Source organism: Streptomyces acidiscabies, assembly GCF_020010905.1.
GTDB lineage: Bacteria > Actinomycetota > Actinomycetes > Streptomycetales > Streptomycetaceae > Streptomyces > Streptomyces acidiscabies.
This window is the reverse complement of sequence record NZ_JAGJBY010000002.1, coordinates 3338105-3353754: the sequence shown is the minus strand read 5'-3', so window position 1 is coordinate 3353754 and position 15650 is coordinate 3338105. Positions and strand designations below refer to the sequence as shown.

Below are 15650 nucleotides of genomic sequence, written 5' to 3'. Positions count from 1 at the left end.
CCGTTCGTTTGACAGACCCACGCTGGTTTGCTTGTCATGTCATTCCTGAACGTAAGCGGCGAGGAAGGCGAGTTCGTCCTCGGAGATCCGGCGGGGACGGCCGGTGTCCAGGTCGTAGGCGGCCATCATGGTGGTCGCAACGGCGTAGATCCGTTCGGTGTCCCGGATCTCGTAGCCAAGATCGAGTTTCGCCCCGCGGCATTTCAGGACCCGGACCTGGACGTCCACAGGCGTCTCGCTGTACTCAAGCGGGTTGCGGTAGGTGATCTGGGCTTCGCTCACCACGAATGCGCGGCGGCGTCGGTCGGCATCGTTGTCGGGGAGCATGTCCTTGAACATCCTGGTGCGGGCCTCCTCCATGTAGCGGAGGAAAAGCGCGTTGTTGATGTGCCCGTAGATATCGGCGTCTGCCCAGCGCAGGGGCATGGGGTAGGAGTAGACACTGCTCATGGCGAGTCTTTCTGTGCGGAGTGCGGAGGCGGCTGCGGACAGTGAGGGTCAGGTCGAGGAGTGGGTCTCCTGCGCAGGCGTGCCGATCGCCTGGAGCGTATGGAAGACGTCGCGCAGTACACGTTCCTCCGTCTGAAGGGCATTGAGGCGTTGCGTGATGCGTTCGGCGGCGGCTGAGGGGTCTTCCGGGAGGTCTGCGCGGAGCAGGTGCCGGACTTCGTCGAGGCAGACGTCGTCGAGTTCCGCCCGGGCGACCTTGGAGATACGGGCGATCACGGTCGCCGGGGTGGCATGGGTGACGGCCCAGCGGCCGGCCGTCTCTTCCACGGCCCAGACGATGGTGCGGTTCTCGGGCGACAGAGTGAGCTGGACGCCGGCCCCCAGGAGACTGCTGACGGCGGGCAAGGGAATGTGATTCGTTCCGGCCTGCTCCGCTGCTTCACGCGCGGTAGCCGCGGAGGAGCGGCGAGCGTACACCGCGCCCTCATGGCGCCGCCGGGTTGCCGCGTCCTCGGCGGCACGGTTGCGTGCGTACCACTGCGACTGGAGGAGGTCGTCCTGCGTGGCGGACGTTGCGGCCCAGGCGTCCCTGGTACCTCCGAGGGCATCGCGCCCGTCGTCCTCCCCGCCTTCGACCCAGGTGATCACGACGAACCGCGCGCTGGGCATGGAGGCCGGATACAGGACGTGGCTGACGACTTCGACGGTCTCCCAGTCCAGCGCCGGAATGTTCATCCGGAACACATGGCCGTCCCGGGTCTCGCCCATGTCGTACTCGGTTTCCCAGATGTGCCGTACCTCGGGGTTCTGTTTGACATCGTCGATCAGGCGGGTGAGATGTGCATCTTTCCGCGTAGTCTCTGCGAATTTAAGCACCTTCACGTAGGCTGATGCATGTTTGTCCCAATCCTGGTACTGATCGCGCGCCTCGGGGTCGAGAAGTGCCCAGCGGATCAGGTTCGCGCCGGGTTCCATGACCCAGGGCCACCATTCCGCCATGGCGACGTTGAACGCCAGGACGTTCCAGTACTGGTCGCACAGGTAGGCGGGACTGGGCATCTGCCGGTCGATGAGCAGGCGTACCGCCTGCTGGAGTTCCGGCTTTCCGGTCCCGCCCGGCGAGGTCAGGTCCGATCCGATGTTGTAGAGAAGGAGGGCCTGCCGCTCGTCGCGGTCCAGTCCGAGCAGTTCGGCCAGGGAGTCGCACTGCACACGGGAGAGCCTCGGCGGCGTGGCACCGCGCTCGATCTTGCGGTACGTCCGTTCACTCATGGCCAGGGCGCGGGCCGCCCTGGGCTGGGTGACACTCGCATCTTTGCGCCACCTGCGCAGCAGAGCGCCGAAGCCCATGTACTGGCCGGCCAACTGCCGGCCTCCGTCCGGCTCTGCCGGATTCCCTTCCGCCGCACCGCGGTTGACGGATTCCTTTTCATTGGCGCGCATGCGTGAACCTGCCCTACACGAATCCGGGGATCTGTTCCGGGTAAACAAAAGGGTCCGGCAGACGCCTGCCGAACCCCACCCTCCCCCCCACCGGGAGGATAGTACGTCACACCGAAAAGATCTCGCCCCGCATTCCATGAACATTTAAAGCTCTGCCCAAAACCAGCAAGAGACAGGATTCACATCGCCCCTTTTGGTTCATATCAGACATTGATCTTTCCGGTGGCCGCAGACCGGAAGAGAGACCGGCAAAACGTTGCCGCTTTTCACCCGACGAGCCCGATCGGCCCGCCCCGCACCCTGCAGGCACAGTTCCAGTTTTCCTATCGGCCGTCATATTCCTTTCGCCGCAAGTAAATTACGAGACCACCCCCGCATACGCCGACCGGTCACACCGGGGCCGCCTATACGGCATAACCGGACAAACGATCGGCGTTGACTCGCCGGATGCGAGTTGACTTAAATCGGTGTCACCAGCCGAGAGCGACACGCCGTAGAGCGGGCGGGGGCATCGGGTGATCCGCCTACAGCCCCCGCTCCGTCGCCTGTCGGTACCGGACCCCGGCCGACGGCGCTTCCAGCGCCTCAGGCCGAGGAAGGCTCCAGGTCACGGCGTGCAGCGGCCAACCCGCACCGCATACCACGCCCTGGGGCACGGGTTACCGGTCCCGCACAGGTGATGGTGTATGGCCACGATGCATCCCGTTCGGGCCGTCTCCCCTCTTGTCAGCGGCTGTTCGCCCTTCGCGCCGAAACTGGGAGGTGATTTGTTTGTTCCGGGAAATCGCTTCTGCCGCAGCCGACTGCGCCCGCCACGCAAAGATTCCGCTCGGTCGCTGTGCGCAATCGCTGGAGAGGTTGAGACCCAACTCTGGATCTTGACGGAGGGCTGTGCGTATGTTCGTCGTCCCCGGGGCACCGGGCACGGTCAGCGCCAGAAGACCGGTGTAACGGTGCTCCGGAATTTTTAGGACAGATTCAGCGGCGGCGTCCGGGAGGTGCAACTCCCGGACGCCGAACGCTCCACGGTGCATTCCGCCTTGCAGGGCGGAGGCGCCGTCACCACCATCACCGTGCCGATCCCTTGCCCGGGTGTCCCAGCACGGCGACGTAACCAGAGGAGAGTCTTTCATGCGGTCCGCCCTGTGGAAAAGACCTGATGGTCTTGCCTACGCATCAGCCGCTTCCTTGCCGGTTCATGCCCGCCGTCACGGACAGGTGACCACCGTGGTGCCCACAGATGCCTCCGCCGCTTCTTTGCGGAGCGGCCGATGAGCGGCGAGGCCCGCGAGTGGGTGTGGGAGTACAGCTCCAGCCGGGGCACTGCGCGTCTGGTCCTGCTGTCGATCGCCGACCGGGTCCCCGACGAACAGTGCGTGGCCTGGGCCTCGCTGTCCAGCCTCGCCGGGCGCACGAACGCCTCCGTCTCCACGGTGCGCGAGGCCATCGGCCGCCTGGTCGCGGCCGGCGAGTTGGAGCAGCTGGACGACCTCGTCGGCCCTCAGGGCAGCACCGTCTACCGCCTGCCCCTCACGGCCCAGGCTCTGGCACAAGCCGCTCCAGAGGACTCCGAGCAGACGCCGGAGAAAGACACCGGTGCCACTCAGGCGCTGCGGGTCTCGGCTCTGCGGCGGTACGGGATCCGCCCGCGTGAGGTGCCGGTTTCCCCCGCGAGCGTCCGGAAACCGGCAGTACCGGAATCCGGCAGGTCCCGGCGGAAACCGGCACAGCGACGTGCCGGTAACCGGCACAGCGATGTACCGGATTCCGGCACACAGAACCGTAGTGAACCGGATTTGAACCGTAGGAAGAGCAGTGGTGGTGCCGCCGTCCTCCCGGCTGAGGGGTGGCAGCCCGACCCGGCCGCCCTCACCTGGGCCCGCGAGCAGGGACACGTCGACCGGCTCGGCGAGGCGGGCCTGCGGGAGGCGGACGCGAAGTGGCGTGCCCACCGCGCCGGATCCGCACGGCGGTCGGCGGACGCCTGGGCTGCCGACTGGCGCTCCTGGGTCGCCCGGGAGCACTCCCCCCACCGCCCCGCCCGCCACGCCGGTTCCGGCAGGCACTCCGCCCCGGGCGGCATGACGCGGTCCCAGGCCCACATGGCCGCGCTGCTCGCGGCTGTCGGTGAGCCTGCCGGAACGGGAGGCTGAGCATGGACCGCCGTGAAGTCGCCGCCCTGCTGGCCTACATCGGCCGGCTGGACCCCCGCACCGTTGTCACCGACGAGGACGAGGTGTGCGAGCAGGTAGACCGCTGGGAGGAACTGCTCGGCGACGTGCCGATCGCGACCCCCTACGGCTGGGACGCGCGCGCCGCCGTCCACCGGCACTACCAGACCTCGGCGTACCAGATCATGCCCGCGGACGTCGCCCGGCCCTGGAGGAGCTACCGGCGTGACCGCCTGGCGCGGCACTCCGATCCCACGCCGTCCGCCGATCCGGACGACCAGGCCGCCTGGACCGCCGAACTGGCCCGCACCCGCCGCGCCGTCGCCGCGGGCATCGCGCCGCCCGCGCAGGCCCGGGCCATCACCAGCGGGCGCAACGGGAGCGACCCGAAGCTGGAGGCGATGCTGCGGGAGGTCGGCTCCTGCATCCCGCCCGCCGCCCGTGCAGCCCTCGCGCCCTACCGGCCCGCCCGGGCAGCCCGCGAGGCCGCCGTCGCACAGGGCCTGCCCGACGCGCTGAGCGTGCGCTGCGAGTGGTGCAAGGCCCAGCCCGGCGAGCCCTGCCGCCGCCGGCGGATCGGCCCCGACGACGGGGTATGCGCCAGCACCCCGCGGGCCACCCCGCACCCCGGGCGGCTCGATCTCGCCGCCGCCCTGCACAGCCGTACGGCGGAGCAGGCCGCGCAGCCTGCCATGGCCTGACCTGCACCCCGGAGCGCACACCTCGTCCGGTGCACCGTCCATCCACCCCCTCTTCCGTCACGGCGGCGCCCGCCCACGCGCCGCCGGTACCCGGACGCCGCGTCCGCCCCGGCACCGTCCCGGCCGACGACGCGGCACCTCATCGGAGACCCCCTTGCGCTACATCACCACCCACGACGCGCCGGCCACCGGCCTGCGCGGCATCGCCGACACCAGCTGGCAGGCCCGCGGAGCGTGTCACGGCATGGACGTCGAGGACGCCGACGCCGTCTTCTTCCCGGGCCCCCGGGACCACGAGGAGATCGCGGAGGCGAAAGAGTTGTGCAGCTGGTGCCCGGTACGCCGCGACTGCCTGGACTACGCCCTGGACACCGGCCTCACGGAGGGGATCTGGGGCGGTCTCACCGAGGCCGAGCGGCGCCCCCTGCACAAGGGGCTGCACCGTCGCCTCGACTACCGCCGGGTGATCGCCACATTCCAGGGCCGCGACGTCCACTTGTCGGAGGCCGAGCGGCAGGTCGTCGTCGACCACGCCTACGTGCGCGGCTGGCGGCCGGACCAGCTCGCCGCCGCCCTGCAGGTCAGCCACAAGCACGCCCGGGACCTGCTCCGGCAGTCGGCCGACAAGGTCGTCCATCGCGACCGAACCTACGGCGTGCCGCAGCCCAAGAAGAAGAAGCGGAAGAAGCCCGCCCCCGCCCCGACGGGCAGCCCCACGCCTGCCGCGCCCGGCAGCCGGCAGCCGGCGGCCCGCCCGGCGCCCGGTGCTTTCGGAAAGGCCGCATGACCCTGCAGCACATCCTGCCCCCCTTCACCACCCCGGACTTCCCTCTGTTCCTCGCCGCGTGCGTCCCCGCCGCCCTCGCGCTGGCGCTGACCGCCTGGACCGTCCGGCGCCGGGAACCCCGCACGCCGCCCCGTCCCGGAGGCCCGGCGGTCAAGGTCGCGACCCTGGCAGCCCTCGCCTGTACCGCCTACAGCGCCGACACCTCGTGGCGATTCGCCGCCGACTATCTCGACATGGCCGGTACCGCCGAGCGGGCCGGGATGTTCGCCGCCGGCGAGCTGGCGCTCTTCGCGACCGCGCTGATGGCCCGGCAGAACCTGGCCACCGAGGGCGCTCCCGGCCTGCCGGGCACCCTGGTCTGGGTGATCACCGGAGTGCAGGTGATCCCCGCCTACGCCGAGAGCGGTGCCGTCGGCGGCACGGTCCGCGCCGTCGTCGGGCCCGTCATGGCGGCGATGCTGTGGCACCTGGCCATGGGTATCGAACTGCGCCTGCACACCCCCGGCGCCGCGTCCCGCGGGCTGATCGCCGTCCTGGGCCGGGAAGCCCGCGAGCGTCTCCTGTCCCGCCTCGGCATCGCCGCACGCGACCGCGATGCCGCACAGATCACCCGGGACCGAGCCACCGCCCGCGCGGTCACCCTCGCCGCCCGCCTCGCCGAGCGCACCCCCGCCCAGCAGCGCAACCTCAGCGGCCGACGGCTGACCCGGCGCCTGTCGAAGGCGCTCGGCAGAGCATCGGTCGGGACCGACCCCATCCAGCGCGCGCAGCTCCTCGACCAGCTCGCCGCCCGCCGGCACGCACTCGGGCTGGCCACGGTACAGCTCCCCTCTCCTTGGTCCCCGGCACACAGCGGGGCACGGGAAACCCCTGTCGTCCCGAAACCGCAGGCCGATGAACCGCTCCCCACCCCCGTCATCCACGGCCCCGGCGAGCCGGACTCAGACCAGGAGCCGAACAGCCCGCAGGGCACGGTCACCGACATCGCGGCCCCGAAGGCCGAGCCGAACACAGGGACCGACAACGACGACGCGGGGACCACGGCGCCCGAAGACCGCGCGGCCCCGGGAACAGGTCTGGAAGCCTCCCGGCAGGACACCGCAGTTGAGGGGACCCGCACCGTGTCCGGGACCGAGACCGCCGGGGACCCCGGACCGACCACCCCCGTGTCCGGGACCGACACCACCGCAGACCCCGGACCGACCACCCCCGTGTCCGGGACCGACACCACCGCAGACCCCGGACCGACCACCCCCGTGTCCGGGACCGACACCACCGCAGACCCCGGACCGACCACCCCCGTGTCCGGGACCGACACCACCGCAGACCCCGGACCGACCACCCCCGTGTCCGGGACCGACACCACCGCAGACCCCGGACCGACCACCCCCGTGTCCGGGACCGACACCACCGCAGACCCCGGACCGACCACCCCCGTGTCCGGGACCGACACCACCGCAGACCCCGGGCGCAAGCCCCTCCAGCGGCGGAAGACGGCGGCAACGTCGCGGACGAAGAACAGGGGGAAGCGTGCCAGGTCCCGCTCCCGGCAGACGCAGCACCCGGTACGCGAGCTGGACGAGTCGGAGCTGCAGCTCGTCCGCACGGTCCGCCCCCACGTCCCGGTCCTGCTCGCGCGGGACAACAACACGGCGATCACCCGGGTGCAGCTGCGGGAGATCATCCGCCGTGAGGGCCTCCCGGGGGTCGGGAACGACCGCATCACGTACGTCCTCCGGGAACTGCGGAGCGAGGACAGCACGACGACCAGGAGCACCCGATGACGACCTGCCGCAAGTTCGACTGCCTTCGGGCGGAGTACGAGCGGGAGATCGGCTTCCTGCTCGCCCATTCCCGGCGGCACGAAGGCAGGCCGTCGGCGAAGTCCAGCGCGAAACAGGCCGCTGCGGCGAAGGCACGGATGGCCCGAGCGCTCACCACCCACATCGGCCGCTGTCCCGAGTGCGGTTAGACCGGCAAAGTCGCAGCTCAGACCGCCTTTCCCAACAAGGTGGCCCGGCCCAGGGCCGGGCCACCGCCCGATCGAGGAAAGAGATCGTGATCCCGTATCCCCTTCGCCCGTCCGAGCCCACGGCCGCCGAAGCCGACGCCTGGGCGGACGTCCTGGTCCGGCACCGGCACCTGCACGCCGCCGTCCGTGTGCCGACCGGCCAGTGGCTCGTCCAGGACCACCCCGACGGGCCCGTCCGCGTCCTGAACGGACCCGACGTCCTCGCGCTCGCCGCGACCATCCAGCACCGCACCCGATCCACGAGGCCCGAATCCCGATGACGTACCCCTCCCGGCACGGCACCACCCCGCAACCTGCTCCCGACTCCAACTCGGTCCCGGGGCGAGCAAGTTATCGGCCAAGACACTCTTCCCCGTCGGGGAAGGCGTCCTTGGCCAATCCCGCCCCAGGGGTGGCGGGAACCGACCTGCACCGGGGGGCGCAGGTCGGGGAGGCGGCGACCGAGGGCGGATCGCAGCCGGAGAAACACGCGCCGCAGCGCAAGCGCCGCGCCCCGAAGAACCGCTCCCGCAAGCGCGCCCCGAAGTCCCACGCCGCCAAGCGTGTTCACGTGTGCAGCGTCCGCCTCAACGACGACGAGAAGAGCGTCCTCTCCGCAGCAGCCGCCGCCACGCGCATCAGCCTGCCCGCGTTCCTCGCCCGCAGCGGCCTCGCCGCCGCACGCGATCTCGACAAGACCGCCGCCGCCATCGCCGGTGAACGCGAAGTGACCACCGAACTGTTCGCCGCCCGGCGGCACCTCGGGCAGGTCGGCAACAACCTCAACCAGATAGCGCGGCAGATCAACAGCGGTGGACGCCCCTCGGAGACCGACGTGGTGATCGCTGCGGTCCACCGCGCTGTCTCGCGCGTCCAGGCAGCCACGGACCAGATGCTGAGCCGTCGGTGACCGTTCGTCTCATGTCTCCCACGAGGCCGTGCCGGCCAGCAGGTCACGGACATCGCGCCGCGCGGCCTCCTGGAAGCGGTTGCGTGCGGTCCCGACCGTGTCCTTCATCGCTCTCAGACCTTGGATGTCCTGCTGGTCGGCGGTGGCGACGTAATCGCGTGCTCTGCGCATGGTGCGCATGACCTCGTCGGCAACTTGGATCACGTCGGCCGGAGCCAGGACGTGGATCCGTTGCCGGACACCACCGAGCTTGAAAGCGGTGATCGCCGCTTCGGCCTCTCTTCTGCGCTCGTCTCCCGTCGTTGCTGCGAGTACGCGCAGAAGTGCCCGCCCTGTGTCCTCCATCGCGGCCAGATACTCGGCGTACACCGCCGTACGAATCTCCAGCAGGCGCGTCACCGAATCCCGGTGCCAGCGCCGGCGGTCGGCCCACGCCGTCGTACCGGCTCCCAGCAGAACACCCGCCAACGCGAAGAGCGACGACATCCAGGTCATCCGTAGGCGATTCCCGCCGCACGGACCCGGAACGCACCCCTCCCGCCGACAGCCTCACCACACCGATCCGTCTAGGACAACACCATGATCCCCCGCATCCACAAGCGCGGGAAGCGCACCATCGGCCTCCTCTGCTACCTGTACGGACCGGGGAAGTTCGAGGAACACACCGACCCGCATCTGGTCGCGTCCTGGGACCACAACGCTCCCGACCCCGGCCGCGACGACTCCGCGACCCTCAAGGAACTTCAGCAGCTCCTGGACCAACCCGTCGAGAACGTCGACGAGTCGGAACGGCCGAAAAGGCACGTGTGGCACCTGTCCGTCCGCAACGGCGCCGAGGACCGGCTCCTGACGGACGAGGCATGGGGCGACATCGCGCGCCGCATGGTCGCCGCCGCCGGCATCGACGACCCCGAACGGGGCGTGGGATGCCGGTGGGTGGCCGTACGGCACGCCCACGACCACATCCACATCGTCGCCACCCTCGTACGCGAGGACGGCTACCGGCCGGATCTGAACAACGATGCTGTCCGAGTACAGGCCCAAGCCCGTGCCCTGGAAGCAGAATTGGGACTGCACCGTCTCAATAAGGGCGACGGCACGGCAGCCCAGCGCCCCACAAGCGCCGAACGCCACAAGGCCGACCGCCAGGGCCGCGAACGTACCGCACGCGAGGAACTGCGCGAGACGGTACGGCGCGCGGTGGCCGGCGCGGTCACCGAGGCGGAATTCTTCGACCGGCTCGCCGCCGCCGGCCTCCTGATCCGTAAACGGGCCGCCCCCTCGGGGGACCTGCTCGGCTACAAGGTCGCCCTGCCCGATGACCGCAACAAGGACGGCGAGCCCGTCTTCTACCCCGGCGCGCGCCTCGCCCCCGACCTGTCGCTGCCCCGGATCCGGGAACGCTGGTCCGCCGAGCGCCCCGTCGAACGCCCCGGCCGGGACGGTGTCCCGGCCGGCCAGGAAATGCCCGAGGTGCCGAGCGGACCGTCTGCCGCGCGGCGGCGTACGGCCTCGGCGGCATGGGAGGCGACCCTCGTCGTCGAGCACGGTGATGACGCGGTCGCCGCCGCCCACATCGCCTCCGCCGGTGAGGTCCTGGACGCCCTGGCGGCAACGTCCGCCGCCCCCACCCGGGCCCAGCTGCGCGCCGCCGCCACTGCGTTCGAGCGTGCGTCCCGCTCGCACGTGCGGGCCGCGCGCGGGCACGACCGGGCACTGCGCCGGGCCGCCCGCGACCTCGTCCGCAGCGGTCCCGCGCTCGGCCGTGGCGAGGACGGCGCGACCACCGCGATGGTCATCGACATGCTGTTCTTCCTCATCACCGCCGCCGCCCACTGGCACGCGCACAAGGGCCACGCCCAGCAGGCCGCCGCCGCCCGCGAGGCCGCCCGGCATCTGCGCGCCGCCTACCAGAAGGCCGCCGCCCACCCCCTCGGCGTGCTCCACCGCCACGGCCGCCGTCTGGGCCGGCCCATTCTCCAGCGGCAGACCGTGGTACTGCGCGAGGCGCTGCCGGTGCTGGCCGAGCAGATCCTCGCCGAGCCCGGCTGGTACGCCCTGGCCGCGACCCTCGTCGAGGCCGAAGCCGCCGGCCACGCACCGGCCGCCCTCCTGTCCGACGCGGTGCAGCGGCGCGAACTCGACACGGCCGAGTCGGTGAGCGATGTGCTGGTGTGGCGGATACGGCGGCTGGCCGACCTCCCGGCCGCCGCGCCGGACCTCCCCGCCACAGGCACGGCACCGAACGCGTCCGCGCCCCGCCGTGCCGCGAACCGGTCCTCCGCCTCCGGACGGCGCCGCAACGGGGCCACGGCACCGGGCAAGCCCCGGTAGAACCGCAGCAGACCAGCGGATGCCGCGGGCACGGGCACTCTCCCCCGTCTGCCCACGGGCCACTGTTGGATTTGCGAATTGAAACCGGGGAGGGTATGGGGCACGATCGCCAAGCGACATGGACGAGGAGGATGCCAGAGTGCTTCACCGGATACGACGCCGGGCCAAGGCAACCAGCAGGACACCCAGCGAGTTCACCGAAACGGCGTCGGAGGACCGAGTGCCAGTGCTGGTGCCGGACGAGTGGCTGTGGGCCGGACAGGACGATGCGCGGGTGCCCAGCCACGACCAGGTCGCCGGCACAGTGATGCCGTGGACGCAGCCGCTGGTCATCGACGGCGCGATGGCTGTCTGTGCCGGGTGCGGCACCTACCGGGACTGGCTCGTCATCTCCACCCGCGGCGAGATCTGGCTGCGCTGCCGGGCTGGGCACCAACAGCGGGAGACGCGCCTCGACGCCGCCTGGTTCAACCAGCACTCGGCGCCGGCCAGCGGGGAGCACGAAACGTTCGAGGACTGCCTGCGCCACCTCGGCCACTGACCCTTACTCCTACGACCCCGCCGGGCCCGCGGGCCCGCACTGACCATCCGTCACCGAGCACCAAGGGGTCGTTCCGCCATGCGCGTTCGTGTCGCCGCCACCGCTCTCGGCATCACCGCCGCCCTCCTCTCCCTGTCCGCCTGCACCCACCACACCACGCCCCACGCCGCCCCGTCCAAGGCCGGGAACCAGGGCGGCACCGTTCACGAGGCCCGCGCGCTCCCGTCGGCCGTGCTGGACAGGCGCCTGCTCGACCAGAGCGACCTCGGCGGCGGCTACCTGCGCACACCGCAGCGCCCCGCCCGACACGACGACGTCACCGTCGTCGGCTGCCCAGCCCTCGCCAGGCTCGGCGCCGACACCGCCACCGGCGGCGGGCTCGACTTCCCCCGCAAAGCGCAGACGGCCTTCACCTACAACGACGCCAGCTCCCCGGAGATCTCCGAGGAGCTGTACAGCGCCGACGCGGCCGACCTGTCCGCCGGTATCGGACGGATCGTCGACGCGATGACCGGCTGCCCGGCGTACCGGATCATCGCGGGCACCACCCCCCTCGACATCACCGCACAGCAGCTCACCCCGCCCCGGGTCGGCGACGAGCAGTGGAGCCTGCTCCTGACGTTCTCCGCCGCAGGGCGCAGCACCGTGGTCAAGGAGACCGCGATCCGCGACGGCAGCCTTCTTGTGGTCCTCTCCGGCTCCCCGACACTCGTCGACCGCTACCTCGGCACGGCCCTCGCCAAGGCCACCACAGCCAACTGACGCCCCTGCTTACACGGCTGCCCCCGACCGCAACTTCGGTCGGGGGCAGCCGTACATCGGGCGCGCGTACGGTCCATTCCGAGAAGACGAAAGCCCGGCCCCTCCGTACAAGAAGGAGCCGGGCGAAGTTCTCGGGGCGGTGGTGCCGCGTCAGACGGCGGGCGCGCGCAGGAGTCTCTCCCGGGTGGCCTCGGGCAGCACCCGGCGCAGCACCGGTGCGGTCGAGCTGGCGCTGGCCGCGAAAGCGGCGACGAGATCGTGCGGCACGCTCGCGGAAAAGGACGCCGCCCACAGGGGCAGCGCGCCGAGGACGGGCTCGGCCCATGCCTGCCATCCTCGGGGTCCCTCCTCGCCGGCCTCGGCAGTCAGGGCGCACGGGTCGCCGTCCTGGATGAGATCCGGCATCTCACGCAGGCTGATGTGCGCGGTGAACGTCAGGTCCGTCGCTGTCCGGTACGTACCGATGTCGCGGAACCAGCCGTGCGCGGCAACAGCGTCCAGGACCAGCTCGGGCCCGGCAAACGGTACGGCGGGCCGGTCGCGGGCGTCGAGCGCGAGGAGGAAGTCGCACACCGCCTCCCCCGGCACGTCGGGGGTGAAGTACGCCGACCACGACGCGACGCTGTCCGGCTCCGCCCGGGCGGAGATCTGCCAGGCGATCGGCCGCTCGCCCAGCCTGATCGGCTCGTCCGCCAGTGTCCACTGCGCCCAGGACAGGCCGTCGGGACTGGTGTGCAGGACGGTGCTGCGCACGACCTCCCGGTGCTCCTCCGGCTCGTCCGGGGCATGCCGCCCGCGGACCATGGTGTAGGATGTCCAGCCCAGGCTGGCAAGTGTGTCGGCGACGACGTCATAGAGGCGGCCGTCGTCACCGGCCAGATACCGGGGACCGACCCACCAGCGCGCAGGCTGACCGCCGGGCGCAGGGGGCGGGACGATCGGGAACTCGGGATACAGGGGCGCCTCCAAGGGGCTCGGTGCGGGTCTAGTTGCCGCTGACGCGTCGGCGGGAGCGGGGCGGCGGTGCCTGGATGGGGCCCTGCCACGTCAGCGCGACGGCGACCTCCGGCGGCAGGTGGCCGAGCTGCGTGTTCTCGCTACTCCCCTCCGCCAGGTAGACGACCGGCCGGCCGGTTTCGTCGACCGACTGCACGACCTGCTCCAGCCAGTGGGCCATTGGGAAGAACGGATTCATGGCCAGGAAGACCGGGGTCTTCGGATCCCGGCTGGACAGCAGGTCGATGAGTTTGCCGACGGTCATCTCCGGGGACGTCACGAACAGCCTCCTGTAGTACGGAGAAACGCAAAAAAGCAAAGTCAGCCGGTGCCCGGCAGGAATCCGGTCCCCGCGCAGGGCGAGGGCTGTCTGCCGCAGTCAGCGCTACCGGACGGCGTGAGGTCTTCAGCACTCACGGCCCGGCCACAGCGGCGCTGTCCATTGGATTCAAAGTGCCGAACATCGAGCCGTGGCCACGCACCGGGGACCCGTGCCGGTGACTGCGATCGTCTGCCTCTCGCCGTCCGTGCCGGGGTAGCGGGGCAGGGAACCGTCCGAAGCGGAACCGGCTGTCCTCAAAAGCTGCCTGGGCACCCGCACGGCCAGCCGTAACTCGAGGAGAAGTCCTCTTCGAAAAACTGGCCCATGACCTGTGCCGACAGACGCTGCGGTCGCGGCCGATGGCCCTTGTGGTTTCGGATTCCCTGCAAGGTCGTCCACATTGACATAGCCTCACGCGCGTTGACCAGCCTTTCCGCGATCTTCCCTGTCTGCCTACGGCGAACGAGGAGTCCGAGTGATCCGTTGCCGGAGACAAGGCCGCCCTGCCGCCCGCTCGTTCGACGGGTGACGGTGAGCCGAAAGCTGCGGCTGACACTCGGCGTACGACAGCGTGATCGCACCGGTGGTCTGTGAGGCCAACTCCGTGGGTGGCAAAATGAGTTGGATGCGGCTCTTCCTCAGCGAGTTGGCGAGATGCCCCGATTTTCGTAGAGTCCAGCGATCTGGTTTCAGGCGGACTGCGGGGTTTGCTCCTGGCTCCGCCAGAAGGCTTCCTCGTACTCGGCCGACGGCACGTAGTCAAGGGCGGAGTGCAGACGCTCCTCGTTTTACCACGTGACCCACTGGAAGATGGCCCGCTCGACCTGGTCGACGTCCTTCCAGGGACCTTGCATCTCGATCAGCTCGGCCTTGAAGGTGCCGTTCAGGGCCTCGGCCATCACGTTGTCGTACGAGTCTCCAGGGCCACGGCGGAACGCCGACGGCAAGCCTCAGGAGCGTAGACATCGCCTGTCTGGACACGGATGTACGGCATCCTTCAGCGATGCAATCCGATCCCGAACCGTGGTACAGCACCACCCTCAACCTGTGGACCCTGGCGAGCGTTCTAGTCGCCTGCTGGACCCTCCTCAAAGCGCTGACCGAGGGTTGGCGCCGTACCGTCGGCCGTCGGCGCTACGTCACCACCCGGCTCCGTAAGATCGCCCCGGGTGTGCGGCACGACTTTGTCGAGTCTCTGCTCGGGGAACCGAGATGGGAGTCGACGATGCAGTGTCGGCGGGTCACTGCGGACGAGCAACCCGAAGAGGCCCACCGTACAGAACGGACGGTCGAGATCACCGCCCGGACCTGGCTGCTGTCGAATCTGTGCTACCTGGTCACCTGGTGTGAGGACGACCTCGTGGTCATGTACGGGATAACGACGGCCAGTTGGTGGTTCCGGCCCTGGGTACGGATCCACGAGACGCGGGTCCGGCTGGGAAAGAGCACTTTCGCATCTCTCGCCGACCACGCTGTCACCCATCGGGCATGGCTCGGCAACCGCCGCTTCGGATACTTCGAAGAACACTACTTCGGCAACATGGGCGGCTACCGATCGTGGTACGTCGGAGTCAACGACGTCGGCTACAACGCCATTCCTGTCACCGCCGGTTGGTTCGACGATTCGGACATTCGCCACACCGTGCTCCTGTCTGAATCGCGCGAGCGATACCGGGCGAGCGCCCCGATCAACACGGTCGTCGTCAGCGGCATCGCCCTGTACGAAGAAGTGCAGGACGGCACCTTCTTCGGCCTCTCCTTCGGCGCCGACCAGGACTTGGTCCGTCTGACAGATCCCGAGTACCACGTCCTCGACAGCCGGATCGGCCGTGCGCAGCGGCGCATCAGGGTATGGCGCGGGACCCGGAAGTCCCGCCGCTGGGAGAAAGGACAGGCCCGGCAAGAACGGTAACCGTGACCGGTTCAAGGCCGTCGCATCTCTTGAACAGGGTGTTGCAACGACCACGAGAACAGAAGTTTCCCGGTTGGAGCTTCGTCGGTCCCGGTGCTGCTGTGCAGCAGGGCGGTTACGTGGAGAGCCGTCTCCCGGGAGCGCCAGCGCCTGCGGCCGACGCCGAAGCCAGACTGGACGGATAGCCGCGCGGGGCCGTCGCACTCGCAGAAGCGACGGCCGTCATCGGAGTCGGTGCAGGGCTCACGCAACAGCAGACGGCGTGGTCGGATGACCCGCGTTCGACGTAATTCGTCTCGCCTGGAGGGGG

17 protein-coding genes are annotated in these 15650 nt (G+C 70.1%); 11 read left to right on the top strand and 6 right to left on the bottom strand.

The window, feature by feature from the left end:
• Positions 1–39: 39 nt before the first annotated feature.
• Both J8M50_RS41430 and J8M50_RS41425 read right to left on the bottom strand, forming a co-directional pair.
• On the bottom strand, positions 40–450 hold the full coding sequence (locus tag J8M50_RS41430) for an acyl-CoA thioesterase (protein ID WP_010352602.1): 411 nt from the start codon (positions 448–450) through the stop codon (positions 40–42).
• 48 nt (positions 451–498) lie between these two features.
• Positions 499–1893 carry a helix-turn-helix transcriptional regulator gene (locus J8M50_RS41425; RefSeq protein WP_162947196.1) on the bottom strand — a complete coding sequence of 465 codons (1395 nt, stop codon included), beginning with the start codon at positions 1891–1893 and terminating at the stop codon, positions 499–501.
• Positions 1894–3164: 1271 nt separating this feature from the next.
• On the opposite strand from J8M50_RS41425, the gene J8M50_RS41420 reads away from it, so the two are divergent.
• From J8M50_RS41420 to J8M50_RS41390, 7 genes are all read left to right on the top strand, one after another.
• Complete coding sequence (locus J8M50_RS41420; RefSeq protein ID WP_010352600.1) at positions 3165–4046, top strand: helix-turn-helix domain-containing protein; 882 nt, start codon at positions 3165–3167, stop codon at positions 4044–4046.
• 2 nt (positions 4047–4048) lie between these two features.
• A complete protein-coding gene (locus J8M50_RS41415; RefSeq protein ID WP_010352599.1) occupies positions 4049–4765 on the top strand; it encodes a zinc finger domain-containing protein in 717 nt (238 codons plus the stop codon).
• Between the two features lie 154 nt (positions 4766–4919).
• Entirely contained in the window at positions 4920–5552 is a 633-nt protein-coding gene (locus tag J8M50_RS41410; protein ID WP_010352598.1) for a WhiB family transcriptional regulator, read from the top strand.
• Positions 5549–7336 carry a hypothetical protein gene (locus tag J8M50_RS41405; protein WP_223786410.1) on the top strand — a complete coding sequence of 596 codons (1788 nt, stop codon included), beginning with the start codon at positions 5549–5551 and terminating at the stop codon, positions 7334–7336. The genes J8M50_RS41410 and J8M50_RS41405 overlap by 4 nt, the downstream gene beginning before the upstream one ends.
• On the top strand, positions 7333–7524 hold the full coding sequence (locus tag J8M50_RS41400; protein WP_010352596.1) for a hypothetical protein: 192 nt from the start codon (positions 7333–7335) through the stop codon (positions 7522–7524). The genes J8M50_RS41405 and J8M50_RS41400 overlap by 4 nt, the downstream gene beginning before the upstream one ends.
• Before the next feature lie 86 nt (positions 7525–7610).
• A complete protein-coding gene (locus J8M50_RS41395) occupies positions 7611–7844 on the top strand; it encodes a hypothetical protein (protein WP_010352594.1) in 234 nt (77 codons plus the stop codon).
• A gap of 110 nt (positions 7845–7954) precedes the next feature.
• Positions 7955–8473, top strand: a complete 519-nt coding sequence (locus tag J8M50_RS41390) for a plasmid mobilization protein (protein WP_010352593.1) — start codon at positions 7955–7957, stop codon at positions 8471–8473.
• A gap of 9 nt (positions 8474–8482) precedes the next feature.
• Here the strand turns inward: J8M50_RS41390 and J8M50_RS41385 are convergent, their stop codons facing one another.
• Entirely contained in the window at positions 8483–8959 is a 477-nt protein-coding gene (locus J8M50_RS41385; protein WP_141655565.1) for a hypothetical protein, read from the bottom strand.
• Between the two features lie 93 nt (positions 8960–9052).
• Between J8M50_RS41385 and J8M50_RS41380 the strand changes: the two genes are divergently transcribed.
• From J8M50_RS41380 to J8M50_RS41370, 3 genes are all read left to right on the top strand, one after another.
• Complete coding sequence (locus tag J8M50_RS41380) at positions 9053–10807, top strand: relaxase/mobilization nuclease domain-containing protein (RefSeq protein WP_010352590.1); 1755 nt, start codon at positions 9053–9055, stop codon at positions 10805–10807.
• Between the two features lie 139 nt (positions 10808–10946).
• Positions 10947–11348 (top strand): hypothetical protein, encoded by a 402-nt coding sequence (locus tag J8M50_RS41375; protein ID WP_370516616.1) that lies wholly within the window; start codon positions 10947–10949, stop codon positions 11346–11348.
• A 78-nt stretch (positions 11349–11426) separates the two neighbouring features.
• The gene (locus J8M50_RS41370; RefSeq protein WP_010352587.1) at positions 11427–12110 is read left to right on the top strand and encodes a hypothetical protein; all 684 of its coding nucleotides are present in this window, start codon (positions 11427–11429) and stop codon (positions 12108–12110) included.
• A gap of 150 nt (positions 12111–12260) precedes the next feature.
• On the opposite strand, the gene J8M50_RS41365 is transcribed toward J8M50_RS41370, so the two are convergent.
• The 3 genes from J8M50_RS41365 to J8M50_RS41355 form a co-directional block, all read right to left on the bottom strand.
• Complete coding sequence (locus tag J8M50_RS41365) at positions 12261–13079, bottom strand: SPDY domain-containing protein (RefSeq protein WP_010352586.1); 819 nt, start codon at positions 13077–13079, stop codon at positions 12261–12263.
• A 16-nt stretch (positions 13080–13095) separates the two neighbouring features.
• Positions 13096–13386: a hypothetical protein gene (locus tag J8M50_RS41360; protein WP_010352585.1), complete on the bottom strand. Its 291-nt coding sequence runs from the start codon at positions 13384–13386 to the stop codon at positions 13096–13098.
• Positions 13387–14216: 830 nt separating this feature from the next.
• A complete protein-coding gene (locus tag J8M50_RS41355) occupies positions 14217–14375 on the bottom strand; it encodes an integrase core domain-containing protein (protein WP_141655564.1) in 159 nt (52 codons plus the stop codon).
• Positions 14376–14431: 56 nt separating this feature from the next.
• On the opposite strand from J8M50_RS41355, the gene J8M50_RS41350 reads away from it, so the two are divergent.
• Positions 14432–15340: an ETEC_3214 domain-containing protein gene (locus tag J8M50_RS41350; protein WP_010352583.1), complete on the top strand. Its 909-nt coding sequence runs from the start codon at positions 14432–14434 to the stop codon at positions 15338–15340.
• The last annotated feature ends 310 nt before the right edge of the window (positions 15341–15650 follow it).